This is a genomic window from Streptomyces sp. NPDC002671, assembly GCF_053592475.1.
Genome location: NZ_JBSFVU010000005.1, coordinates 201076 through 225546 on the forward strand (window position 1 = coordinate 201076; position 24471 = coordinate 225546).

Here is a 24471-nt window from a genome sequence, read left to right on the forward strand (position 1 = left end):
ACAGGGACTTCCATGACCCCTTCCATGACCCCTTCCATGACCGCTTCCATGACCCCTTCTGAGCTCACGTCTGTGCTCGTCGCCAACCGCGGCGAGATCGCCTGCCGGATCTTCCGCACCTGCGCCGAGTCGGGCATCCGGACGGTCGCCGTGCACTCGGACGCCGACGAGAACGCGCTCCACGCGCGCGTGGCCGACACCGCCGTACGGCTGCCGGGCGCGACGCCCGCCGAGACGTATCTGCGCGGCGACCTGATCGTGAAGGCGGCCCTGGCCGCCGGTGCGGACGCCGTGCACCCCGGCTACGGCTTCCTGTCCGAGAACCCCGACTTCGCCCGCGCCGTCCTCGACGCCGGCCTGGTCTGGATCGGGCCGCCGCCGGAGGCGATCGAGGCGATGGCGTCCAAGACGCGCGCAAAGCAGCTGATGGGCCTCGCGCCCCTCGCCGAGGCCGAGGTCACCGAGGCCGACCTGCCGGTGCTGGTGAAGGCGGCGGCAGGCGGCGGCGGGCGCGGCATGCGGATCGTGCGCCGTCTGGACGAGCTGCCCGCCGCGCTGGAGGGCGCGCGCGCCGAGGCCGCGAGCGCCTTCGGCGACGGTGAGGTCTTCGTGGAGCCGTACATCGAGCACGGCCGCCATGTCGAGGTGCAGATCCTCGCGGACGCCCACGGCACGGTGTGGCCGCTCGGCACCCGCGACTGCTCCCTCCAGCGCCGCCACCAGAAGGTGATCGAGGAGGCCCCGGCGCCGGGACTCCCCGAGGCGCTCACGGAGGAGCTGCACCAGCTGGCCGTACGTGCCGCGCGCGCCGTGTCCTATGTCGGCGCCGGCACGGTCGAGTTCCTGGTCGCCGACGGCCGCGCCCACTTCCTGGAGATGAACACCCGGCTCCAGGTCGAACACCCCGTCACCGAGGCGGTGTTCGGCCTCGACCTGGTCGCCGAACAGATCCGCGTCGCCGAGGGCCGGCCCCTCCCGGCCGAACCGCCCCGCGCCCGCGGGCACGCCGTCGAGGCTCGCCTCTACGCCGAGGACCCCGCCCGCGACTGGGCCCCGCAGACCGGCACCCTGCACCGGCTCGCCGTACCCGACGGCGTCCGTCTCGACACGGGCTGCGCCGATGGCGACAGCATCGGCGTCCACTACGACCCGATGCTCGCCAAGGTCGTCGCCCACGCCCCCACCCGCGCGGAGGCGGTCCGCAGGCTCGCCGGAGCCCTGGAGCGGGCGGCGATCCACGGTCCGGTCACCAACCGCGACCTGCTCGTACGCTCCCTGCGCCACCCGGAGTTCACGTCCGGCCGCATGGACACCGGCTTCTACGACCGCCACCTCGCCCAACTGACCGAGCCCGCCCCCGATCCGTACGCCCACCCGTCTCCCACCACTGCCCTCAACGGAGTCGCTGCGCGACCACCTCTAGTTGCGCTGGCCGCCGCTCTGGCCGACGCACACGGCCGCTCCCGCTTCGGCGGCTGGCGCAACGTGCCCTCGCAGCCGCAGGTCAAGCGGTACCAGGTGGGCGGCGAGGAGCACGAGGTCCGCTACCGGCACACCCGCCAGGGCCCGGCGGCCGACGGGGTCCGGGTCGTGCACGCCGACGCCCGTCTCGTCGTCCTCGAAGTGGACGGCGTCCAGCGCAAGTTCGAGGTGGCGCGGTACGGCGACCAGGTGTACGTCAACGCCACCGCCCTCACCGCCCTGCCCCGCTTCCCCGACCCGGCCGCCCAGCTCGTCCCCGGCTCCCTGCTCGCCCCGATGCCCGGCACGGTCGTCCGCGTCGCCGAGGGCCTGACGGAGGGAGCCGTCGTCCAGGCCGGACAGCCGCTGATCTGGCTGGAGGCGATGAAGATGCAGCACCAGATCTCGGCACCGGCCGCGGGCACGCTGACGTCCCTGAAGGTCAAGCCGGGACAGCAGGTGGAACCAGGCATGTTGCTCGCCGTAGTGCAGGAAACCCCTTCTTCCTAGGAGTCCCATGACCGCCGTCATCGAATCCGAAGAGCACAAGGCCCTCCGCGCCGCCGTCGCCGCCCTCGGCAAGCGCTACGGCCGCGACTACATCACCCGCACCATCGCCGAGGGACGCCGCCCCACCGAACTCTGGTCCGAGGCGGGCAAGCTCGGCTACCTCGGCGTCAACCTGCCGGAGGAGTACGGCGGCGGTGGCGGCGGTATCGCCGAACTCTCCATAGTCCTCGAAGAGCTGGGCGCCGCCGGCTCCCCGCTGCTCATGCTCGTCGTCTCGCCCGCCATCTGCGGCACGGTCATCTCCCGCTTCGGCACCGAGGAGCAGAAGCGCGAGTGGCTGCCCGGACTCGCCGACGGCTCCCGTCTCATGGCCTTCGGGATCACCGAGCCCGACGCCGGTTCCAACTCCCACCGCATCACCACGACGGCACGGAAAGACGGCGCCGACTGGCTGCTCACCGGCCGCAAGGTCTTCATCTCCGGTGTCGACATGGCTGACGCCGTGCTGATCGTCGGCCGCACCGAGGACGCCCGCACCGGACGCCTCAAGCCCTGTCTGTTCATCGTCCCGACCGATGCCGAGGGCTTCCAGAAGCGGCCCATCGACATGGAACTCAACGCCTCCGAGAAGCAGTTCGAGCTGGTTCTGGACGACGTACGGCTGCCCGCCGACGCGCTCGTGGGCGACGAGGACGCGGGCCTGCTCCAGCTGTTCGCCGGGCTCAACCCGGAGCGGATCATGACGGCCGCGTTCGCGATCGGCATGGGCCGCTACGCGCTCGCCAAGGCCATCGAGTACGCCCGCGACCGCAGCGTCTGGAAGACCCCCATCGGCGCCCACCAGGCCATCGCCCACCCCCTCGCCCAGGCGCACATCGACCTGGAACTGGCCCGTCTGATGATGCAGAAGGCCGCCTATCTCTACGACGCGGGCGACGACATCGGCGCCGGCGAGGCCGCCAACATGGCCAAGTACGCGGCCGGGGAGGCCTGCGTGAAGGCGGTCGACCAGGCCGTGCACACCCTCGGCGGCAACGGCCTGACACGCGAATTCGGCCTCGCCTCGCTGATAACGGGCGCGCGGGTGGCTCGTATTGCCCCGGTGAGCCGCGAGATGATTCTCAACTACGTGTCCCACCAGACCCTGGGCCTGCCCAAGTCCTACTAGGCCCTCGCCACGCTGTCGCAGCCGCTTGGAGGAACCGTGTTCCGCAGCGCGTACGCAGACGTCCCGCCCGTAGAACTCCCCATCCACGAAGCCGTGCTGGGCCATGCCGCCGACTTCGGCGACCAGCCGGCCCTCGTCGACGGCACGGACGGCACCACCCTCACGTACGAGCAAGTGGACAGGTTCCACCGGCGGCTGGCCGCCGCGCTCGCCGACGCGGGCGTCCGCCAGGGCGACGTCCTCGCCCTGCACAGCCCCAACACCATCGCCTACCCGACCGCCTTCTACGCCGCCACGCGCGCGGGTGCCTCCGTCACCACCGTGCACCCGCTCGCCACGCCCGAGGAGTTCGCCAAACAGCTCGGCGACAGCGCGGCCCGCTGGATCGTCACCGTCTCCCCGCTGCTCCAGACCGCCCGCCGGGCCGCTGAACTCGCGGGCGGCGTACGGGAGATATTCGTCTGCGACAGCGCCCCCGGACATCGGTCGCTGATCGACATGCTCGCCACGGCCGCACCCGAGCCCGAGATGGCCATCGACCCGGCCGAGGACATCGCCGTGCTGCCGTACTCCTCCGGCACCACCGGCATCCCCAAGGGCGTGATGCTCACCCACCGGCAGATCGCCACCAACCTCGCCCAGCTGGAGGCCGCCGTCCCGGCCGGCCCCGGCGACCGCATCCTGGCCGTACTGCCCCTCTTCCACATCTACGGCCTCACCGCCCTGATGAACGCCCCGCTGCGCAAGGGCGCCACGGTCGTCGTCCTGCCCCGCTTCGACCTCCAGACCTTCCTCGCGGCCATCGAGACCCACCGCATCACCCGCCTCTACGTCGCCCCGCCGATCGTCCTCGCCCTCGCCAAGCACCCGGCGGTCGCCCGCTACGACCTCTCCTCCCTGAAGCACGTCATCAGCGCCGCCGCCCCACTGGACGCGGCCCTCGCCGCCGCCTGCGCCGAACGCCTCGGGCTGCCCCCGATCGGCCAGGCCTACGGCATGACCGAACTGTCCCCCGGCACCCACGTCGTCCCCCTGGACGCCCTGCACGAGGCGCCCGCCGGGACCGTCGGCCGGCTCATCGCCGGCACCGAGATGCGGATCGTCTCCCTGGACGACCCCGGCAAGGACCTCGGCACCCAGGAGACCGGCGAGATCCTCATCCGCGGTCCGCAGGTGATGAAGGGCTACCTGGGCCGCCCCGACGCCACCGCCGACATGATCGACGCCGACGGCTGGGTGCACACCGGGGACATCGGGCGGGTCGACGAGAACGGCTGGCTGTTCGTCGTCGACCGGGTCAAGGAACTGATCAAGTACAAGGGCTTCCAGGTGGCCCCCGCCGAACTGGAGGCCCTGCTGCTCACGCACCCCGGCGTCGCCGACGCCGCCGTGATCGGCGCCTACAACGACGACGGCAACGAGATCCCGCACGCCTTCGTCGTCCGCCAGCCCGCCATCGACCTGAGCGAGAACGAGATCATGCTGTACGTCGCCGAACGCGTCGCCCCCTACAAACGCGTCCGCAAGGTCACCTTCGTCGCGAGCGTGCCCCGCGCGGCCTCCGGGAAGATCCTGCGCCGGGAACTCCGCGAACTCCGGGAGCAGCCGTGACCTTGATCGGACGCACGCGCGCCCGTGCCGTGGAAACCCTCAGCCTCGACTCCGCCGACACCCGCAACGCGCTCTCGGCCGCCCTCGTCGGCGAACTCGCCGAGGCCCTGACCGACTGCGCCAAGGACCCGGAGGTCCGCGCCGTCGTCCTCACCCACACCGGCAACACCTTCTGCGCCGGCGCCGACCTGCGGGACCCGCCCGACCCGGACGCCCTGGTCGGGACGCTCCGGCAGATCGTCGAGCTGCCCAAGCCGGTCGTCGCCCGGGTCACCGGACACGTCCGCGCCGGCGGCCTCGGCCTCCTGGCCGCCTGCGACATCTCCGCCGCCGGCCCCGCCGCCACCTTCGCCCTGACCGAGGTCCGCATCGGCGTGGCCCCGGCGGTGATCTCCCTGCCGATCATCCCGCGCGCCGACCCGCGCGCCCTGGCCCGCTACTACCTCACCGGCGAACGCTTCGACGGCGCGGAGGCCGTACGCACCGGCCTCCTCACGCTCACCGCGGACGACGTCGACGAAGCCCTCGAACCCGTCCTGGACGGCCTGCGCCGCTCCGCCCCCGAGGCCCTGGCGGAGACGAAACGGCTGCTCACGGCTAGGGTGCTGGAGACATTCGACCGGGACGCGGCGGACCTGACCGCGCTCTCGGCCCGGCTGTTCGCCTCCGCCCAGGCCCGGGAGGGGATGACGGCCTTCCTGGAAAGACGGGACGCGGCATGGGTGGTGTGAGCGGCACGGGCGGTGCGAGCGGCACGGGTACGGCCGAACGCGACCGCCTGCCCAAGCAGGACCGCAGCCGGGCCACCCGGCAGCGGCTCCTGGAAGCCGCCGTGGCCTGCCTCGCCGAGCACGGCTGGGCAGGCTCCACCGTCGCCGTCGTCGCCGAGCGCGCCGGAGTCTCCCGGGGCGCCGCACAGCACCACTTCCCGACCCGCGAGGACCTGTTCACGGCCGCCGTCGAGTACGTCGCCGAGGAACGCTCCACGGCGCTGAGGGGACTCTTCACGGAGGGCGCCGCCGACCGCCGCGCCGTCGTCGCCGCCCTGGTCGACCTCTACACCGGCCCCCTCTTCCGCGCCGCCCTGCACCTGTGGGTCGCCGCCTCCAACGAGGAGCAGCTGCGGCTGCGCGTGACCGAGCTGGAGGCCCGCGTCGGCCGCGAGACCCACCGGATCGCCGTCGAGCTCCTCGACGCCGACGAGACCCGGCCCGGCGTCCGCGAGACCGTCCAGGGCTTCCTGGACATGGCCCGCGGCCTGGGCCTGGCCAACCTCCTCACCCACGACGCCGCCCGCCGCGCACGCGTCGTCACCCAGTGGGCCGACCTGCTGGAACAAGCCTTGGGCTGAACACGGCCCCCGCACTCGGCGCTATGCCCCCGTGAGGCGGGCCACACCCGTATCCGCCACGGGGCAGTACCCTTGCCCCCATGCCTCTGCTGCTCGTCCGCCGCCGCCACGTGGACTACGTGCGCGTCACGAGCATGAGCTGTCGGCCTTCGGCCTGATTCAGCCTCTTTTCTTCCGCCTTCTTACGGCATCTTCTTACGGCATCCGGGGCGCCCCGCCCACACCCGCGGCGGCCTGCCCATGGCCCACACACCCCGTGGACGCACCCATGACGACGCACACCGCATCGACGTACCCCACGACGACCCCGTCGTACGACCAACTCCCGGTCATCGACCTGTCGGCCGCCGACCGCGGCCCCCAGGCCCGCGCCCTGTTCCACGCCCAGCTGCACAGCGCCGCGCACGACGTCGGCTTCTTCCAGCTCGTCGGCCACGGCGTGACCCGGGCCGAGACGGACGCGCTCCTCGACGCCATGCGCGCCTTCTTCGACCTCCCCGAGGCCGACCGGCTCGCCCTCGACAACATCAACTCGCCCCACTTCCGCGGCTACACCCGCACCGGCGACGAGCGCACCCAGGGCGCCCGCGACTGGCGCGACCAGCTCGACATAGGCGCCGAGCGCCCCGCCCACGTCCCCGCCGAGGGCGAGCCGCCGTACTGGTGGCTGCAGGGCCCCAACCAGTGGCCGGCCGCCCTCCCCGAGCTGCGCACCGCCGCCCTGGCCTGGATCGACAAGCTGAGCGCGGTCGCCGAGCGCCTGCTGCACGAACTGCTGACCGCGATCGGCGCGCCCGCCGACTTCTACGACCCGATCTTCGGCGCGCACGCCCACCCGCACCTCAAGCTCGTCCGCTACCCCGGCAGCGCGGGCGACGGCACCGAGCAAGGCGTCGGCGCGCACAAGGACTACGGCTTCCTCACCTTGCTCCTGCAGGACTCCGTCGGCGGCCTCCAGGTCCAGCGCGAGGACGGCCGCTTCCACGACGTCCCGCCGATCGACGGCGCCTTCGTCGTCAACCTGGGCGAACTGCTGGAGGTCGCGACCAACGGCTACCTGCTCGCCACCAACCACCGCGTGGTCAGCCCGCCCGGCGCCACCGAGCGCTTCTCGGTGCCGTTCTTCTACAACCCGCGCCTGGACGCGAAGGTCGAGCCGCTGCCCTTCCCGCACGCCTCCACGGCCCCGGGCATCACGACCGACCCCGCGAACCCGCTCTTCGCCGAGTACGGCTACAACGAGCTGAAGGGCAAGCTGCGGGCCCACCCGCTGGTGGCGGAACGGCACCACGCGAACCTGCTGACGCGGGCCTGACGGGCACCGGCTTGCACGGGCCTCAGGGGCTGAGGCGCTCCACGGCCCAGCTGCCGTCCGGCTGGGCCACGTAGCGCAGCCGGTCGTGCAGCCGGTTCTCGCGGCCCTGCCAGAACTCGACCGTCTCCGGAGCGATGCGGAAGCCACCCCAGTGCGGCGGCACCGGGACCTCCTCGCCCTCCGGGTAACGGGCGCCCAGCTCGGCATAGGCGGCCTCCAGCTCCGCGCGGGAGGCGATCACCGACGACTGGGCGCTGGCCCAGGCGCCGAGCTGCGAACCGTGCGGACGGCTGCGGAAATACTCGGTGGTCTCCTCCCGGCCGGTACGGCGGGCGACGCCGGTGACGATGACCTGGCGGGCGACCGGGTGCCAGGGGAAGAGCAGCGAGACGTACGGGTTTTCGGCCAGCTCGCGCGCCTTGCGGGAGTCGTAGTTGGTGTAGAAGACGAAGCCGTCCGTGTCGAACTGCTTCATCAGGACCGTACGGGAGCTGGGCCGGCCTCGCTCGTCCGCCGTCGAGACGACCATCGCGTTGGGCTCGTACAGCGTGCCGTGGAGGGCAGCCCGCGCGGCGTCCTCGAACCAGCGCGTGAACTGGTCCATCGGGTGCGCGGCGAGGTCCGTCTCTTCGAGCCCCGCGGCCCGGTACTGCTTGCGCATGGCGGCGGGATCGATGGCCGGGTCGAGGAAGCGGTCGCGGTCGGTCACGCGGTCATCTTGCCGTACCGAACTCCTGGCACTCAGTGCCGCGTGGTCTCCCCAACCATGGCACCCGGGGTTATCGTGCAGGTCCGCACGCGGTTTTGGGTGACCACCGGCCGATCGGGGCATCACCGGGGTGACCGCCGCCGACACATGACGAGGAGCCGCTGATGTCCGACTTCGTACCCGGACTCGAAGGAGTCGTCGCGTTCGAGACGGAGATCGCCGAACCGGACAAGGAGGGCGGCGCCCTGCGTTACCGGGGCGTCGACATCGAGGACCTGGTCGGCCACGTCTCCTTCGGGAACGTGTGGGGGCTGCTGGTCGATGGCGCCTTCAACCCCGGCCTGCCACCCGCCGAACCCTTCCCGATCCCGGTCCACTCCGGCGACATCCGCGTGGACGTACAGTCCGCGCTGGCCATGCTGGCACCGGTCTGGGGCCTGCGCCCCCTGCTCGACATCGACGAAGCACAGGCCCGCGACGACCTCGCCCGCGCCGCCGTCATGGCCCTGTCCTACGTCGCCCAGTCCGCCCGCGGCCAGGGCCTGCCGATGGTGCCGCAGCGAGAGATCGACAAGGCGAACTCGGTGGTCGAACGCTTCATGATCCGCTGGCGGGGCGAGCCGGACCCGAAGCACGTCGCCGCCGTGGACGCCTACTGGACGTCCGCCGCCGAGCACGGCATGAACGCCTCCACCTTCACGGCGCGGGTGATCGCGTCGACGGGCGCGGATGTGGCCGCCGCTCTGTCGGGCGCGGTCGGCGCCATGTCCGGCCCGCTGCACGGCGGAGCACCCTCCCGCGTCCTCGGCATGATCGAGGAGATCGAGCGGACGGGCGACGCCGAGGCGTACGTCAAGAACGCCCTGGACCGCGGCGAGCGCCTGATGGGCTTCGGCCACCGGGTGTACCGCGCCGAGGACCCCCGCGCCCGCGTCCTGCGCCGCACTGCCCGTGAACTGGGTGCCCCCCGCTTCGAGATCGCGGAGGCACTGGAGAAGGCGGCCCTCGAAGAACTCCACAACCGCCGCCCCGACCGCGTCCTGGCCACGAACGTGGAGTTCTGGGCCGCGATCATGCTGGACTTCGCCGAGGTCCCGGCCCACATGTTCACCTCGATGTTCACCTGCGCCAGGACGGCCGGCTGGTCGGCCCACATCCTCGAACAGAAGCGCACGGGCCGCCTGGTCCGGCCTTCCGCCCACTACGTGGGCCCGGGGCCGCGCAGTCCGCGGGAGGTCGAGGGCTACGCGGACATCGCTCACTGACTCCGTACAACCCGTACACACAGACGACCCGCGAACTCGGGTCCTCCGCCGTATCGGCGGGGGAGTCGGCCGGACGTGCCGACGAGTTCGCGGGTCGGGTGACTGCTGGGATTGGGCCGGCTGCGTGCTTGCGCACGCTGGTCCGGCACCGCACATGGTGTGGTGGCGAGCCGCTAGCCCGCAGCCACCTCACGCGTCCGGTTCTCATACATCTGCCGAACCACCTCCCTTCTCGTGTAACCCACACACTAGGAAGCCGTCGGGAGGGGCTCAACTCTTTTTTTGAATCGGTTCTGGCCGTACGTTCCGTCGCATGGAAGACCTGCGAATCGTCGCCGTCGACGGTGACCTCATGCTCGAAGAGTGGCGGTACGTGCACAACGTGATCGTGCCGCCCGCCGCCATGTCCCCGGCCGAGGCCCGGGAGCGGCACGAGCGCTACCGGCTGGCCAACGCCTACCTCGGTGACGTGCTCGTCGGCTGCTCCACCGTCCGCCCGCCGGCCGGGGAGCAGGCCGTGGCGACCGTCATCGCGCGCGTGCTGCCCGGGTACCGGCGGCGCGGCTTCGGCGCCGCCCTGTACGAGGACGGGCTCGCCCGCGCGCGCGTGCTCGGTGCCGGGGAGATCGAGACATGCGTGCTGGCGGTGAACGAGGACGGGCTGCGGTTCGCCGTACGGAACGGGTTCGTGGAGACCGACCGGTACGTGCTGGACGGCGAGCGGGACGAATGGGTGGATCTGCGCCTGGCGACAGTTGGCTGATTCCTTGCTGATTCCATCAAACTTGCGGGAACAGGATGTGGGCTGCGTCACGTTCGAGTTGAATGAAGGCCAGTGAGCGAACCGAGCGTCGTACGTCGTACGACGTATGAGCGCCGACGCAGCCTCCAGGGGGTCCAGGTGAGCGCATCCCGGCGGAGTGGGACCACCGATGAGCTGGGGCCGGACGAGCCCGAGCCGCGCGGCCCCGCGGACCCGCACGGTCCGGAGGAGTCCGGTGGCTCGGATCTGCTCGCCGCGCTGCTCGACGGCATGGACGCGGCCCTGTGCGCCTTCGACGCCGAAGGGGTCGTCACCCACTGGAACCGGGAGGCCGAGCGCATTCTGGGCTGGACCGCGGCCGAGGCGGTGGGCCGGCCCGGGTTCGCCGGGTGGGCGGTGCGCAGCGCCGACGCCGCGGAGGTCGAGGCGCGGCTGATGTCGGCCATGCACGCCCCGGGCCGACAGGTGCACGAGTTCGCCCTGGTCACCAAGGACGGCGGCCGGGTGCTCGTACGGACCCAGTCGGCCGCGGTGCGCGGGCCCGACGGCAGGCCCGCGGGCGTGTACTGCGCCTTCAGCGAGGTGCACGCGCAGATCGACCTGGAGCGGTCCATCGCCCTCAGCGAGGCCCTGCTGGAGGACGCGTCCTGGGGTGTCGTGCTGGTCGACGCCGACCTGCGGCCCGCCGTCGTGAACGCGCACGCGGCCCGCGCGCTCGGCACCGGCCGCACCTCGGCGCTGGGCAGGCCGCTCGGCGAGCTGCTCGCCCAGGGCGTGGAGGAGCTGGAGGGCGCCCTCACCCATGTGCTGGCCGAGGGCGCCCCGCCCGCGCCCGCCGAGATGTGGGTGACCGTGCGCGCGCCCGAGGGCGAGAAGCGGCGCTGCTGGCGCAGCGGGTTCGTGCGGCTGGCCTCGCCGCTCGCCGAGGAACCGGTGCCGCTCGGGGTCGGCTGGCTCTTCCAGGACGTCACCGAGGCCAAGCAGGGCGAGCAGGAGTCGGCGCTGCTGCGCTTCCGCACCAATCAGCTGCACCGCGCGGCGCGCGCCGCCGCCGAGTGCGAGGACCCGGCCGAGGCGGCCACCGTCCACCTGGACTTCGCCCTCGCCGGCTTCGCCGACCACGCCCTGCTCGACCGCGTGGCGGGCACCCCGCGCGCGGAGGGCGACGAGACGGCCCCGGTACGGCTGGTACGGCTCGCCGCCACGCCCGCCGGAGCGCCGGGCCCCAGCCTGCTCACGGGCGCGGCCGGGCTGCCGCTGCGCTACGAGCCGGGGCACCCGGCGCTGAGCTGCGTCGAGCGGGCCGGGACCGTGCGGGCCGACGCCGGTTCGGTGCCCGCCGAGCAGGCCCGGGAGTGGGCGCTGGCCCGCCAGTGGCCCGACGACGCCGTGCACGCCCTGTGTGCGGTGCTGCGCAGCCGGGGGCGGACGGTGGGCGTGGTCACCTTCCTGCGCGGCGCGGGCCGCAGCCGCTTCGAGCGCGCGGACGCGGCCTACGCGGAGGATGTGGCGGCCCGTATTGCCACGGCCCTGGATCTGGCGGAGATGGCGAAGCAGTAGGGGGAGGCGGCAGGGGCTCAACGCCGGTAGAAGATCCGGTCGCCGTACTCCTCCATGACCCGGCTGTTCCACTCGTGGCCGCCGTCCACGTTGCCGGAGCGCAGCAGCGGGGGTTCGATACCGCGGTCGGCGAGGGCGGCGGCCGTGGTGGCCAGGACGGCCTGCATCAGGGCGGTGGTGACGACCGTGGAGGCCGGGGCGAAGGGGGCCGGGATGGTGTCGAGGGTGAGTTCCGCGTCGCCGACCGCGATCTTCGAGTCGAGGACGAGGTCGCAGTGGTCCTTCAGGAAGGTGCCCGAGGCGTGCCGGGACCTCGTCTCCGCGGCGTACGCCACCGATGTCACGCCGATGACCTTCACACCGAGGGCGCGGGCGTTCATGGCCATCTCCACGGGCAGGGCGTTGCGCCCGGACAGGGAGATGATCACCAGGGCGTCTCCGGCGCGGACCGGGGAGGTGTCCAGGACGGCGCTCGCGAGCCCGTCGACGCGTTCGAGGGCGGAGCCGAGGGTCGCCGGGGTGACGTCGACGCCGACGACTCCGGGGACGGCGAGCAGGTTCATGAGGGCGAGTCCGCCCGCGCGGTAGACGACGTCCTGGGCGGCCAGGGAGGAGTGCCCGGCGCCGAAGGCGAACAGGCGACCACCGGCCGCCACGGTGTCGGCGAGCAGGGCGCCGGCCGCGGTGATCGCCTCGGCCTCCTCCTCGCGGACCCGTTGCAGCAGGCCGATGGCGGCGTCGAAGAACAGGTCGGCAGGCGTGCCGTCGCTCATGCGGTGCCCCTTCGCAGCGTCTGTGTCGCGGATCACCCTGCGGTCTGGACCAATGCGGTGTCAATACGGCCTGGTGACGGCGTGCGGCGTGGGCGCGACCAGCCGGATACGGCGCGCACGTCAAGACCGCAGCCGCCCCTGTTTTCCCGGTACCGCCCGCTTGTCAGTGCGGTACGGCAGAATTGGTGACAGGGCCAGCGCACGCGCCGGGCGAGCTTCCGGCAGAGGTAATCGAGGGGCACGTATGTCCGGACTGATCGACACCACGGAGATGTATCTCCGCACCATCCTCGAACTCGAAGAGGAAGGCGTCGTCCCCATGCGCGCCCGCATCGCGGAGCGGCTCGACCAGAGCGGGCCGACGGTGAGCCAGACGGTGGCGCGGATGGAGCGCGACGGACTCGTGGCCGTGGCGAGCGACCGGCATCTGGAACTGACCGAGGAGGGCCGCCGGCTGGCCACCCGCGTGATGCGCAAGCACCGGCTCGCGGAGTGTCTGCTGGTCGACGTGATCGGCCTGGAGTGGGAGCAGGTGCACGCGGAGGCCTGCCGCTGGGAGCACGTGATGAGCGAGGCGGTGGAGCGGCGCGTGCTGGAGCTGCTGCGTCACCCGACCGAGTCGCCGTACGGCAACCCGATCCCGGGCCTGGAGGAGCTGGGCGAGAAGGACGGGGCCGACCCGTTCCTGGACGAGAGCATGGTGTCGCTGGCCGAGCTGGACGCGGGCAGCGAGGGCAAGAACGTGGTCGTCCGCCGGATCGGCGAGCCCATCCAGACGGACGCGCAGCTCATGTACACGCTGCGGCGGGCGGGCGTGCAGCCCGGCTCGGTGGTGAGCGTGACGGAGTCGCCCGGCGGGGTGCTGGTGGGCAGCGGCGGCGAGGCAGCCGAACTGGAGCCGGAGGTCGCCTCGCACGTGTTCGTGGCCAAGCGCTGACATGAGAGGGCCCCGGCGCTGTGCGGCGCCGGGGCCTGTCCTCCCCTGTGCTGACCCGGAGCCCCGAGCTCTCAGGGTCGTCCCCCTCGGACCGTTTTTTCCCCGAGCGGCCCGCCTCCCGCCAGAAAGATCCCCTTGGCGGCGGCGATCATTCCTTGAGGGGTGTCACTCGAACGAGGGGTGTTGTCCGCAGAGGCAGATTTTTCGAATGGCCATTCGATAATCTGCGGCGGCAGTACGACACCGGCAGAACACCGGTGCGAGGCAGGCGGCGGAGCTGGGGGGTGCCAGGCCCATGGCGCGGCGTATCGATGTGACGGGAACGGGCGGGGTGCGGCTGGCGGCCTGGGAGTTCGCCGACCCTCCCAAGACGGATCCGGGGGACGCCTTGGACCAGGCGGGTCCGGAGCCAGGTGCTCCAGGCGTGCTCTTACTCCACGGGCTGATGGGGCGCGCCTCCCACTGGGCGCCCACGGCCCGCTGGCTCGCCGAGCGCCACCGCGCCGTCGCGCTCGACCAGCGCGGCCACGGCCAGAGCGACAAGCCCCCACAGGCCGCCTACACCCGCGAGGCCTACGTCGACGACGTCGAGGCCGCCCTCGAACAGCTCGGCCTCGCCCCCGCCGTCCTGGTCGGCCACGCGATGGGCGCCCTGACCGCCTGGCAGCTCGCCGCCAAACGCCCCGACCTGGTGCGCGGCCTGGTCATCTGCGACATGCGTGCCTCCGCGCTCGGCGCCGCCTCGCAGCGCGAGTGGGCCGACTGGTTCCGCTCCTGGCCCGCCCCCTTCGCCACCCTCGCCGACGTCCGCAAGTGGTTCGGCGAGGACGACCCCCGCCTGGAACGCCCCAACCCCGCCCGCGGCGCGTTCTACGCCGAGGTCATGCACGAGGCCGCCGACGGCTGGCGCCCCGTCTTCGAACCCGACCAGATGCTCCGCTCCCGCGAGACGTGGGTCTACGACGCCCACTGGGAGGAGCTGGCCCAGGTGCAGTGCCCCGCTCTCGTCGTCCGCGGGCTCGACGGCGAGCTGGGCCGCGCCGAGGCCCAGGAGATGGTCCGCGTCCTGCCGCACGGCGCCTACGCCGAGGTCGCCGACGCCGGGCACCTCGTCCACTACGACCGGCCGGACGCCTGGCGGTCGGCGATCGAACCCTTCCTGGACCGGGTCCTGGTGGGCTGACGGCGTCGGCCCAGGAAGCGTTCCTGCCGCGGACGGGCGGCGCTACGGCCGGCGCTACGGGCGGTGCTACCCCTTGCTCACAGCCGTGAGAATCTCCGGCAGCCGGGCTGCCGTCCTCGGGGCCGCGAGCCGCAGCCCCAGCCACGTGAACCCCGCGCCGTACGCCGCACCCACCGGCAGCAGCAGCCAGGTCCAGTCCGCGCCGCCGGCGCTCACGTGCAGCCAGATGGTGAGGGCGATGACCGGGGAGCTGATCAGGGCCGCCGCCACCATGCCGCCGAAGATGGAGATCCAGGCGATGCCGGCCTGGCCCGGGACCACGTTCTTGTGGCCCTCCTGCGGGATGGAGTACGGGAAGTGGGCCGAGGTCCACGCCCCGGTCGCCAGCATCGCTCCGAGCAGCGCGAAGGACAGCCCGAGCGCCTCCGGGAGCCGGTCCCAGCCGCCCAGCAGCGCGGTCGTGAGCGCCGTGACGAGCGCGGCGTACGGCAAGGTGATCAGCAGCAGGGCCAGGGCCCGTCCGCGCAGTTCGGTGTAGGCGTCCCGCGCGGAGGAGATGGTCATGGCCACCATCCAGAACGCGGAGCTGTCCTGCCCGAACTGGTTGTACATCTGCATGCCGAGCATGCCGGCGGCGAAGCACGCGAAGTAGACCGAGCCCGTGCCCTGCACCGCGTTGAACACCGGGATGATCAGGCCGATCGCCAGCGACGTCACCCACGCGGCCTTGGTCTTCGGGTCCCGCCAGATGTAGCGCAGGCTGCGTTCCATGACCGTACCCGCGCGCCCGTCCGGCAGCAGCCGCCCGAGCCCGGCCGATGTACGGTCCTGTGCCCCGGCGTCGGCGGCCTGGAGCGTGGAGCCGTCGGGCGCGGTCATCAGCTGCGTCAGGCTCCGCGCCCACACCACGACCAGGGCCGCCAACCCGGCGGCCGAAAGGGCCAGTTGGGCGGCGGCCATGCCGTACGACCCCTCGCTCGCCGCGTGCACCGCGCCCACCGCCGAGGCCGGGGGCACCCACTCCAGCACATCCGCGACCGGGTCCAGCTGCCCGAGGCCGGCCGAACCCAGCCGCTGCAGGCCGAAGTTGACCAGCTGCGCCCCGATCGCGATCACCAGACCGCTCAGCACGGCCAGATCGCGGCCCTTCCGGCTGGTCAGCAGCTGTACGTTGGCGGCGGCGACGGCCCGCGCGAGCGCCACGCAGACCAGCAGCGCGAGCACGACGGCGACGACCGCGACGGCGTACCCCGCAGCCCCGTGCGCCACGGACACCACGCATCCCACCAGCACCAGCAGCGTGAACAGCGGCCCGATGCCGACCAGGGAGGCGGCCAGCAGGGCCCGGACCAGCGGCCGGGGCCGCAGCGGCAGCATGACCAGCCGGGTCGGGTCCAGCGTCTCGTCACCGCTGGGGAAGAACAGCGGCATCACCGCCCAGCCCAGCGCCAGCACGGCCGTACCCGGCACGGCGACGGCCGCGGCGTGCGCATGCCCGCGCAGCGCCAGCAGGCCCAGCAGTTGCAGCAGCGCGATGATCAGCGCGACGACGGCCGAGGTGACGAACGCGGCTCGCCGGCCCGCCGACTGCCTGAGCCCGTTCCGCAGCAGCGACAGCTTCAGCCGTACGACGGTGGAGGTGACGTTCGTCATCGGGCCGCCCCGCCGCCCAGCCAGTCCAGATCGGACCCGGCGTCCCGCCCTCTCGCACCCACCAGCTCCAGGAACGCCCCCTGGAGCGTGGGATGCGCCCCGCGCACCTCCGCCAGGGTTCCGGTGGCGCGGATCCGTCCCGCGGCCATCACGGCCACCCAGTCGCACAACGACTCGACCAGCTCCATCACATGGGAGGAGAAGACGACGGTGGCGCCGGAGGCGGTGTAGCGCTCCAGGACGCCCCGGATGGTCTGCGCGGAGACCGGGTCGACCCCTTCGAACGGCTCGTCCAGGAAGAGCACCTCGGGGTTGTGGAGCAGCGCCGCGGCGAGCCCGATCTTCTTGCGCATGCCGGTCGAGTAGTCGACGACGAGCTTGTGCTGCGCCCCGGCGAGGTCGAGCACGTCCAGCAACTGCGTGGCCCGCTTGTCCACCTCGTCCCCGGGCAGCCCCCGCAGCCGCCCCGAGTAAGCGAGCAACTCCCGCCCCGACAGCCGCTCGAACAGCCTCAGCCCCTCGGGAAGCACGCCGATCCGCGCCTTGACGGCCACCGGGTCCCGCCACACGTCCTGCCCGACGACCTCGACGGTCCCCTGATCCGGCCGCAACAGCCCGGTCACCATGGACAACGTGGTCGTCTTTCCCGCCCCGTTGGGCCCTACCAGCCCGATGAACTTGCCGGCCGGCAGATCGAGATCGATCCCGCCGACAGCAACCTGCTGCCCGAATTGCTTCCAGAGCCCCCGTACATGAACTGCGACATCGGTCATGCGTGAAGCCTACGGCGCCGGTAACTCCCTGTAGGGGCGCCGGTGACCAGGGAGGTCAGCGATCCCTGCCGCACGCGTAGGCAAGTGGCGAGATCAACTCCTCCGCATCCGGCAGCCACCGATTCGCCGGCGTCGGCCGGCAGGCCCACTGCACGGCACCGCGCGAGGCGAAGCGGGTCGGCGGCGCGACTACGTAACTGCCCTCTCCCAGCGGCGCGAGATCCAGCGACGCCAACGACCAGCCCAGCTTCCGTACCGCCTCGGGAACCTTCGTCGAGGCGCCCGGCAGCACGAAGAAGTACATCCGCCGGTCCGGGGTGAGCGTCACCGGCCCGAGGGTCAGCTCCATCCGCTCTATCCGGGCCAGCGCCAGAAACCCGGCGCTCTCCGGGACGGACAGCGCGTCGAACGTCCGTCCCGTCGGCAGCAGAATCGACGCGGTCGGCTGCTTCTGCCACATCCTGCGCGCGACGGTCGCACTGCCGGTCGCCTGGGCCGCCCAGTCGGGGCGCGCGGGATGCGCCCCCGGTGCCGGGCAGGCCGCGGCGCCGCACGAGCAGCGCTGCACCCCGTCGACGGCTTCCAGCCAGGCCCCCGGGAACACGTCCCAGTGCCGGTCCTCGGCGTAGCGTACGGCGGTCTCCAGCAGCGATTCCCCGCGTTGCTGGGGAATCTGACCGGCAATCTGAGTGTTTTCGGCGCCCGCGATGGTGTCTTCCACGCTCCTCTCAACTCCCGCACCCACCTCGGGTTACGGCCCGGGTCCCGCGTCTCGCGCGCGCGGGGGAGGAGCATCGATTCGGCAGCCGGGGCGCATGGGTGCACGGGTGGGGGCGCGCAGGAGGGGGCGGGGCGTCGGCTGGGTAGCCAGGAAGGGGGACGGCAGCAGCCGTTACCCCGGCAAACCGCACATGTCACGCATTGACGGTATGTCAGCTGGGCAGTGATCGTCCGACCGGATCTTCCCGACCGGATCAACCCGGCCGGATCTTTACGCTCCAGGGGTTCGCAGGGGGTAACACATGGCCGCAAGGCCTCTCGTTGCGAGGCAGCCGAACGAACGGCTGCAGGCACTCATCCAGGAAGCGGGGTGCTCGAATGCCGGGCTGGCCCGGCGGGTCAACATGTGCGGCGCCGAGCACGGTCTCGACCTGCGCTACGACAAGACGTCCGTGGCCCGCTGGCTGCGCGGGCAGCAACCGCGCGGCCGGGCCCCGGCGATCATCGCGGAGGCGCTGGGGCGCAAACTCGGCCGTACGGTCACGATCGACGAGATCGGCATGGCCAACGGCAAGAACCTCGCCTCGGGCGTCGGTCTCCAGTTCTCGCCGACGGTGCTGGGGGCCATCGAGCAGGTCTGTGAGCTGTGGCGCAGCGACGTGGGCCGGCGGGACTTCCTCTCCGGCTCCTCCGTCGCCGCCTCCGCGCTGGTCGAGCCCAGCCGCGACTGGCTGATCTCGGCGCCGGACGCCGCGGTCGCCCGGCAGGCGGGGCCGCGCGTGGGCCAGGCCGACGTGGCGGCCGTACGGTCCATGACCCAGGCGCTCGTCGACCTCGACCACCGGTTCGGCAGTGGGCATGTGCGGCCGGTGGTCGTGCACTACCTCAACAGCGTCGTCTCCGGGCTGCTCGCGGGCTCGTACCGGGAGGCCGTCGGCCGTGAACTCTTCGCCGCCGTCGCCCGGTTGACCGAACTCGCCGGGTACATGGCGGTGGACACCGGGCAACCGGGCCTCGCCCAGCGGTACTACATCCAGTCGCTGCGCCTCGCGCAGGCCGCCGGTGACCGCGGTTACGGCGGCTACGTCCTCGCCGCCTCCATGAGCCACCTCGCCGCGCAGCTCGGAAACCCGCGGGAGATCTCGCAGTTGGCGCGGGCGGCCCAGGAGGGTGCGCGGGGGCGGGTGACTCCGCGCGCGGAGGCGATGTTCCACGCGGCCGAGGCGCGCGGGCACGCCCTGCTCGGCGACGTACGGGCCGCGCAGGCGGCCTCCGGGCGCGCGCTCACGGCGATGGAGGCTGCGGACGCGGCCTCCGGCGACGACCCGGTGTGGATCGCGCACTTCGACGAGGCCTATCTGGCCGACGAGTTGGCGCACTGCCACCGCGACCTCGGGCAGCCCGAGGCGGCGGCCCGGTACGCCGGGCAGTCGCTGGCCGGGCACCCCGAGGGCCGGGCGCGGCGCCGCGCCATCGGCTATGTGCTGCTCGCCACGGCCCAGGTGCAGCAGCGGGAGATCGAACAGGCCTGCCACACGGGCCTGAAGGCGGTGGAGCTGCTGGAGACGCTCCGCTCCAACCGGGGCGCCGAGTACCTGGACGATCTCCAGCAGCGGCTGGAGCCGTTCCGGGACGAGGCGGTGGTGCGGGAGTTCGGCGCCCGCCTCGACCTCCAGGTCGCCTGACCGCCGGCCTCGAGGCCGCCCGACCACCGGCCTCGAGATCACCGGAACGCGGACTCCAAGATCACGTGAACACCCGGAAAACGGCATCCGGATGGGAGGCGGATGCCGTACGGCAACCGTAAACAGCGTGCGGCGGGGCGGTTTTGTTACCGCCGTCACAGGGAACAAGATCGCGCCCCCGGCTGCGTGGCACCCGGCTCGGGGGACCCGGTAGCGTGAGCCGACGATTCCGAAGTCCCCCATACGTAGGAGTCCCGGTGACGCAGAGTGGACAGGGCGAGGAGCCCTCGGCGCAGCCCGCGCACGAAGGCATCGTGCTGCCCTCGGACGGAGGCGAGCCCGTGCTGCCGGGCATGACCGGCGCACCCGCCGCCTCCACCGCGCCGCCCGGCGGACAGGCCTGGGGCGGCTCCTGGGGCCCCGGCGAGCAGGCACCCCAGCCCGGCCAGGGCTGGCCCCCGGCCGAGGGCCGCCACTGGGGCACCGACCAGCAGCCCCCGTCCGCCACCGGCCCCGGCCCGCTGCCCCCGGAGGGCGCACCGGCTCCGACGTACGGCGGCCAGGCGTACGGCTCCGGCGGCCAGGCTCCGGCGTACGGCTCCGACGGCTCGGGACAGACGTACGGCTCCGGCGGCCCTGGTCAGGCGTACGGCGCGGGCGGCCAGGACCCGGCCTACGGTGCGAGCGGTCACGGCCCGGCCTACGGCTCCCACGGTCACGACCCGGCGTACGGGGCCGGTCAGCAGCCCGCGTACGGCGCCCCCGACCCGGCGCCGTACCAGCACCAGCAGCACCAGCAGCCGTACGACGCCCAGCACCAGCAGCAGTACGACGCGCCCCTGCCGCCCGCCCAGCCGGACGGCTACCCGGCGCAGAACGCCCCGCTGCCCCCGGCGGCCGACGGCGCCACCCAGTACATCCCGCCGGTCCCGGCGGCGGCCCGCGCCCACGAGGGCGCGGCCCCGTACCTGCCGCCCGCGCAGGCCGCCGCGGCCGACGGCGCCACGCAGTACATCCCGCCGGTCCCCGCGGCGCCCGCCGACGAGGGGGCCACGCAGTACATCCCGCCGGTGACGGCGGGTGCGCTGCCGCCCGAGGCCGGCGCGGACCGGACGCAGTTCCTGGGGCTCACCCCGCAGCAGCAGCCGCAGCAGCAGGCGCCCGCCTCCGCCGCGGACGCCACCCAGCTCATCCCGCCGTACGGCGGGGACCCGCAGCCGCCCGCCGGCTTCGAGAACCTCTTCCGCAGCGGGCCCGCCGGCGGCGACAGCCCGGCCGGCTCCACGCAGCAGCTGCCGCGCGTCGAGGCCGGCGCCTACCCGGGCCCGGCCCAGCCGCCGTACATCTCGCCCCGTGAGTCCTACAACTCGCGCTACGACGACGATGACCACGACCGGCGCGAGGGAGGACGCAGCGGTTCACGCGTGCCGGTGATCGCCGCCATAGGCGTCGGCATCGCGGTCGTCGGCATCGGCGCCGGCGCGCTGCTCAGCGGCGGTGGCGGTGGCGGCGGCGACAAGGTCCCCGACGACAAGAACGTCGCCGCGTCGACCCCGGCCCAGAACTCCGCCTCGCCCGCCGCCGACCCCGCCCGGCAGCAGGCGGTCGCCCTGGACCAGCTGCTCAGCGACAGCGGCAGCAGCCGCGCCTCGGTGATCAAGTCGGTGGCCGACGTCAAGCAGTGCGACAACCTCGACGACTCCGCCTCCAACCTGCGCGACGCGGCCAAGCAGCGCAACGGGCTGGTCACCAGCCTGGGCAAGCTGTCCGTCGACAAGCTGCCCGCCAGTGCGGAGCTGACGGCCGCCCTCACCAAGGCCTGGCAGGCCTCCGCGTCGGCCGACAGCCACTACGCGGCATGGGCGGACCAGGCGGGCAGACACCACGGCTGCCGCCACGGCCACCCCCGCTACACCAGCGAGCGCAAGGCCGGAGACCGGGAGAGCGGTGTCGCCAGCGAGCAGAAGCTGAAGGCGGCGGCGCTGTGGAACGTGATCGCCAAGAAGTACGGCCTGACCGTGCGCCAGCCGACCCAGCTGTGATGCCTGACGCGTTACGCGTGAACGGGGGGCCGCGGGCGCGGGAGGCGCGGGCGTCAGCTGATGTCGGCGTTCGCCAGCGTCCCCGTCACGTCGACGCGGCCGGTGCTCCCGCCGATGCCGGTGTGGGCCGCGGCCAGCCGGCCGTCCTGGACCACCTGGAGGGTCACATCGGCGTTGACCAGCCGTGGGAAGCCGACCTCGGCGAGTTTGCCCTCGTGGGGCCAGCTCAGCGTGGGGGTGAGGCCGCCGGTGGAGACCCTGAGGCCGTCGTCGAGCGTGTTCCGGACACTCTCGGCGCTCACCTCGCCGTCGCCGATCTTCTCCAGGACGGCCTTCAGCACGGTGTAGGCGATCCAGGTGGTCTGCACTCCGGCGTCGGCGGGGTCGATGTCGTTGTCGCCGAAGGCCTCCTCGTTGATGACCTTCTTCATCGCGTCCCAGAGGGGGTTCGAGGCCGGCGGGTACCAGCTGGTGATGTACGAGCCCTCGTACGGTCCGTCCGCCCCGCCCGTCGCGTTGATCACCGTCTGGTCGACGCTGCCGATCGAGGTCGCCGTGCGCACCTTCGGGAAGTTCTGGCGGTCGCGCCGGAAGGAGTCCATGAAGGTGTCGGTGCGGTCCCCGAGCGCGGGCACCACGCACCCCCTGCGCGCCGGGTTCCCGGACGCGTAGGTGAGCGCCTTCTGCGCCTGGTCGCCGTACTCGGTGGCGTCCTCGGCGGCCAGCTCGTCGTCGGCCGCCGGGTGTCCGCCGGCCTTCAGCCCCGAGTCGAGCAGCATGGGCAGCTCGTCGCCCGCGATGCTGTCGGGGCGGACCAGGGCGACCGGGCCGCAGGTGGCGGCGAGGGCCCTGCCGAGACCGGCCAGCAGGACGGGCTGGCCGCCGTTGACCGGATACGACATGCTGCCGGTGAACTCGTCCTTGGTGACGCCGTAGCCGCCGATGTAGGGGATGCCGGCGCTCTCCAGCGGGGCGAGGAAGGAGTCGCCGAACTGGCTGTAGGAGCCGACGACGGCGACCACGTTCTCGTCGGCCGCCCACCGGGCGCACTTCGAGGCGCCCACGCTGTCGTTGTGGTCGTTGCAGGTCAGGACCTGGAGCTTGCGGCCGTGGATGCCGCCGTGCGAGTTGATCCACTTCGCGTAGGCGCGGGCCATCTTGGGCATGCCCGGCTTGTTGGTCGCGTCGGTTTCGTGGGGAGCCCAGGTCATCACCTTGATCGGGTCATCCCCGGAGCCCCCCGTGGCACCGGGGATGACCCCGCATCCGGCGGCGAGCGACGCAGACAGGGCCACCGCGCTCACGGACAGAGCGGTTTTGCGGGTGGTCCGAGGGAGAGCGGGGAAGAAGGTGCTGCGGGTGCGTCGCCTGCCGGTCATGAACACGCACGATTCCCTCACACCACTAACCCGGGAGTGACCCTTGGGCAACAGAAGGTGACATCCAGGTGAATTGCAGGGGCAGGTGAGGCTGGTGGGACGGGGAACGTACGATCGATGACCGTGCAAGGTTCGGAGAACTCTTCCCGTCGCGGCCGTCGCTCCTCCACCATGGGCGGCATGCCACTGAACGACATGCCGTGGTGGCGCTGGCGCAGCAACGTGCGCTCCGCGCTGCACATGCTCTCCGACCCCGCGTTCCAGCGGGACGTCTGGCTGGCCGGCGCCGACGGCTTCGGTGACGTCACGGACGCGGTGTACCGGCTGGTGGAGGACACCTGGCTGGACAGCTGGTCGGCGGAGAAATACGTCGGCACGATCTTCCGGGACTCCCAGGAGGCCGCGCTCGTCGACACCGCCGTGCTGCGGGTGCTGCGGATCATGCACCAGGTCGGCCCGGACGCGCCGGTCGCCGCCTACCTCGACCACCAGGGGTGGCCGGAGGCGGTGCGGGCCGCGCGGGACGCCCATGTGCGCATGGCGGTGAGCGACGGGGACGATCCGGAAGCGCGGCCACAGAGCCTCGAGGTGCTGCGAATACTCACGCGGTCCGCCTAGACCCGCGTAGGTCCGCGCAGACCCGCGTAGGTCGGCGTAAGTCCGCGTGGCGGACGGGAACGGCTCGGGCGGGTCAGGCGTGAGACCCTGTGGTGCATGAACGAGCAGCCCGCCCCGGCCGCCGCCCCGGCCGACCAGTACGTCCTCACGATCTCCTGCCCGGACAAGAAGGGCATCGTGCACGCGGTGTCCAGCTACCTGTTCATGACGGGCTGCAACATCGAGGACAGCCAGCAGTTCGGCGACCACGACACGGGTCTGTTCTTCATGCGGGTCCACTTCTCGGCGGAGGCGCCGCTGACGGTGGACAAGCTGCGGGCGAGCTTCGCGGCGATCGGTGACTCCTTCCGCATGGACTGGCAGATCAACCGGGCCGACGAGAAGATGCGCATCGTCCTGATGGTCAGCAAGTTCGGCCACTGCCTGAACGACCTGCTGTTCCGCGCCCGGATCGGCGCCCTCCCGGTGGAGATCGCGGCAGTGGTGTCGAACCACACCGACTTCGCCGAGCTGGTGGGCTCCTACAACATCCCCTTCCACCACATCCCGGTGACGAAGGACACCAAGGCCGAGGCCGAGGCGCGGCTCCTGGACCTGGTGCGCGAGGAGGACGTCGAACTGGTCGTCCTCGCCCGCTACATGCAGGTCCTCTCGGACGACCTGTGCAAGGAGCTGAGCGGCCGGATCATCAACATCCACCACTCCTTCCTGCCGAGCTTCAAGGGCGCCAAGCCGTACCACCAGGCGCACGCGAGGGGCGTCAAGCTGATCGGCGCGACGGCGCACTATGTGACGGCCGACCTGGACGAGGGCCCGATCATCGAGCAGGAGGTCGAGCGCGTGGGCCACGACGCCACCCCGGACCAACTGGTCGCCGTGGGCCGCGACGTGGAGTGCCAGGCGCTGGCGCGGGCGGTGAAGTGGCACGCGGAACGCAGGATCCTGCTCAACGGCCGCCGGACGGTCGTGTTCGCCTGAGCCCCTGGGCCGGCTTC

At 72.4% G+C, this 24471-nt stretch carries 21 protein-coding genes; 15 read left to right on the plus strand and 6 right to left on the minus strand.

What is annotated here, in order from left to right; translation table 11 throughout:
* Nucleotides 1-48: 48 nt before the first annotated feature.
* The 6 genes from ACWD35_RS09695 to ACWD35_RS09720 all read left to right on the plus strand — a co-directional run bounded on the left by ACWD35_RS09695 (nt 49) and on the right by ACWD35_RS09720 (nt 7416).
* A complete protein-coding gene (locus tag ACWD35_RS09695; protein WP_451350621.1) occupies nt 49-1971 on the plus strand; it encodes an ATP-binding protein in 1923 nt (640 codons plus the stop codon).
* A gap of 7 nt (nt 1972-1978) precedes the next feature.
* Nucleotides 1979-3139, plus strand: a complete 1161-nt coding sequence (locus tag ACWD35_RS09700; RefSeq protein ID WP_451350622.1) for an acyl-CoA dehydrogenase family protein — start codon at nt 1979-1981, stop codon at nt 3137-3139.
* A gap of 36 nt (nt 3140-3175) precedes the next feature.
* Complete coding sequence (locus ACWD35_RS09705; RefSeq protein ID WP_451350623.1) at nt 3176-4750, plus strand: 4-coumarate--CoA ligase family protein; 1575 nt, start codon at nt 3176-3178, stop codon at nt 4748-4750.
* A complete protein-coding gene (locus tag ACWD35_RS09710; protein WP_451350624.1) occupies nt 4747-5481 on the plus strand; it encodes an enoyl-CoA hydratase family protein in 735 nt (244 codons plus the stop codon). The genes ACWD35_RS09705 and ACWD35_RS09710 overlap by 4 nt, the downstream gene beginning before the upstream one ends.
* Nucleotides 5469-6101: a TetR/AcrR family transcriptional regulator gene (locus ACWD35_RS09715; protein WP_451350625.1), complete on the plus strand. Its 633-nt coding sequence runs from the start codon at nt 5469-5471 to the stop codon at nt 6099-6101. Before ACWD35_RS09710 ends, ACWD35_RS09715 begins: the two co-directional genes overlap by 13 nt.
* 268 nt (nt 6102-6369) lie before the next feature.
* Entirely contained in the window at nt 6370-7416 is a 1047-nt protein-coding gene (locus ACWD35_RS09720; RefSeq protein WP_451350626.1) for an isopenicillin N synthase family dioxygenase, read from the plus strand.
* A gap of 22 nt (nt 7417-7438) precedes the next feature.
* On the opposite strand, the gene pdxH is transcribed toward ACWD35_RS09720, so the two are convergent.
* Complete coding sequence (gene pdxH, locus ACWD35_RS09725) at nt 7439-8125, minus strand: pyridoxamine 5'-phosphate oxidase (RefSeq protein ID WP_451350627.1); 687 nt, start codon at nt 8123-8125, stop codon at nt 7439-7441.
* A 164-nt stretch (nt 8126-8289) separates the two neighbouring features.
* Between pdxH and ACWD35_RS09730 the strand changes: the two genes are divergently transcribed.
* The 3 genes from ACWD35_RS09730 (at nt 8290) to ACWD35_RS09740 (ending at nt 11713) form a co-directional block, all read left to right on the plus strand.
* Nucleotides 8290-9390, plus strand: coding sequence for a citrate synthase 2 (locus tag ACWD35_RS09730; RefSeq protein WP_451350628.1), 1101 nt, complete (start codon nt 8290-8292; stop codon nt 9388-9390).
* Nucleotides 9391-9703: 313 nt separating this feature from the next.
* Complete coding sequence (locus tag ACWD35_RS09735; RefSeq protein WP_451350629.1) at nt 9704-10153, plus strand: GNAT family N-acetyltransferase; 450 nt, start codon at nt 9704-9706, stop codon at nt 10151-10153.
* A 138-nt stretch (nt 10154-10291) separates the two neighbouring features.
* Nucleotides 10292-11713: a PAS domain-containing protein gene (locus tag ACWD35_RS09740; protein ID WP_451350811.1), complete on the plus strand. Its 1422-nt coding sequence runs from the start codon at nt 10292-10294 to the stop codon at nt 11711-11713.
* Nucleotides 11714-11730: 17 nt separating this feature from the next.
* Here the strand turns inward: ACWD35_RS09740 and ACWD35_RS09745 are convergent, their stop codons facing one another.
* A complete protein-coding gene (locus tag ACWD35_RS09745; RefSeq protein WP_451350630.1) occupies nt 11731-12486 on the minus strand; it encodes an SIS domain-containing protein in 756 nt (251 codons plus the stop codon).
* Between the two features lie 244 nt (nt 12487-12730).
* Between ACWD35_RS09745 and ACWD35_RS09750 the strand changes: the two genes are divergently transcribed.
* Together ACWD35_RS09750 and ACWD35_RS09755 are read left to right on the plus strand one after the other, a co-directional pair.
* Nucleotides 12731-13423, plus strand: coding sequence for a metal-dependent transcriptional regulator (locus tag ACWD35_RS09750; protein ID WP_451350631.1), 693 nt, complete (start codon nt 12731-12733; stop codon nt 13421-13423).
* 295 nt (nt 13424-13718) lie between these two features.
* Nucleotides 13719-14606, plus strand: coding sequence for an alpha/beta fold hydrolase (locus tag ACWD35_RS09755; RefSeq protein ID WP_451350632.1), 888 nt, complete (start codon nt 13719-13721; stop codon nt 14604-14606).
* 66 nt (nt 14607-14672) lie between these two features.
* On the opposite strand, the gene ACWD35_RS09760 is transcribed toward ACWD35_RS09755, so the two are convergent.
* The 3 genes from ACWD35_RS09760 to ACWD35_RS09770 are packed head-to-tail and all read right to left on the minus strand — an operon-like array spanning nt 14673 to nt 17753.
* On the minus strand, nt 14673-16259 hold the full coding sequence (locus tag ACWD35_RS09760) for a transporter (RefSeq protein WP_451350633.1): 1587 nt from the start codon (nt 16257-16259) through the stop codon (nt 14673-14675).
* Nucleotides 16256-17032, minus strand: coding sequence for an ABC transporter ATP-binding protein (locus ACWD35_RS09765; RefSeq protein WP_451350634.1), 777 nt, complete (start codon nt 17030-17032; stop codon nt 16256-16258). Before ACWD35_RS09765 ends, ACWD35_RS09760 begins: the two co-directional genes overlap by 4 nt.
* Before the next feature lie 55 nt (nt 17033-17087).
* Nucleotides 17088-17753, minus strand: coding sequence for a bifunctional DNA primase/polymerase (locus ACWD35_RS09770; RefSeq protein WP_451350635.1), 666 nt, complete (start codon nt 17751-17753; stop codon nt 17088-17090).
* A gap of 301 nt (nt 17754-18054) precedes the next feature.
* Between ACWD35_RS09770 and ACWD35_RS09775 the strand changes: the two genes are divergently transcribed.
* Both ACWD35_RS09775 and ACWD35_RS09780 read left to right on the plus strand, forming a co-directional pair.
* Complete coding sequence (locus ACWD35_RS09775; RefSeq protein WP_451350636.1) at nt 18055-19437, plus strand: transcriptional regulator; 1383 nt, start codon at nt 18055-18057, stop codon at nt 19435-19437.
* Between the two features lie 257 nt (nt 19438-19694).
* The gene (locus tag ACWD35_RS09780; protein WP_451350637.1) at nt 19695-21479 is read left to right on the plus strand and encodes a hypothetical protein; all 1785 of its coding nucleotides are present in this window, start codon (nt 19695-19697) and stop codon (nt 21477-21479) included.
* Between the two features lie 53 nt (nt 21480-21532).
* On the opposite strand, the gene ACWD35_RS09785 is transcribed toward ACWD35_RS09780, so the two are convergent.
* Nucleotides 21533-22858: an ABC transporter substrate-binding protein gene (locus ACWD35_RS09785; RefSeq protein WP_451350638.1), complete on the minus strand. Its 1326-nt coding sequence runs from the start codon at nt 22856-22858 to the stop codon at nt 21533-21535.
* 117 nt (nt 22859-22975) lie between these two features.
* Between ACWD35_RS09785 and ACWD35_RS09790 the strand changes: the two genes are divergently transcribed.
* A complete protein-coding gene (locus ACWD35_RS09790) occupies nt 22976-23476 on the plus strand; it encodes an SCO4402 family protein (protein ID WP_451350639.1) in 501 nt (166 codons plus the stop codon).
* A 96-nt stretch (nt 23477-23572) separates the two neighbouring features.
* A complete protein-coding gene (gene purU / locus ACWD35_RS09795; RefSeq protein ID WP_451350640.1) occupies nt 23573-24454 on the plus strand; it encodes a formyltetrahydrofolate deformylase in 882 nt (293 codons plus the stop codon).
* Nucleotides 24455-24471: the final 17 nt, after the last annotated feature.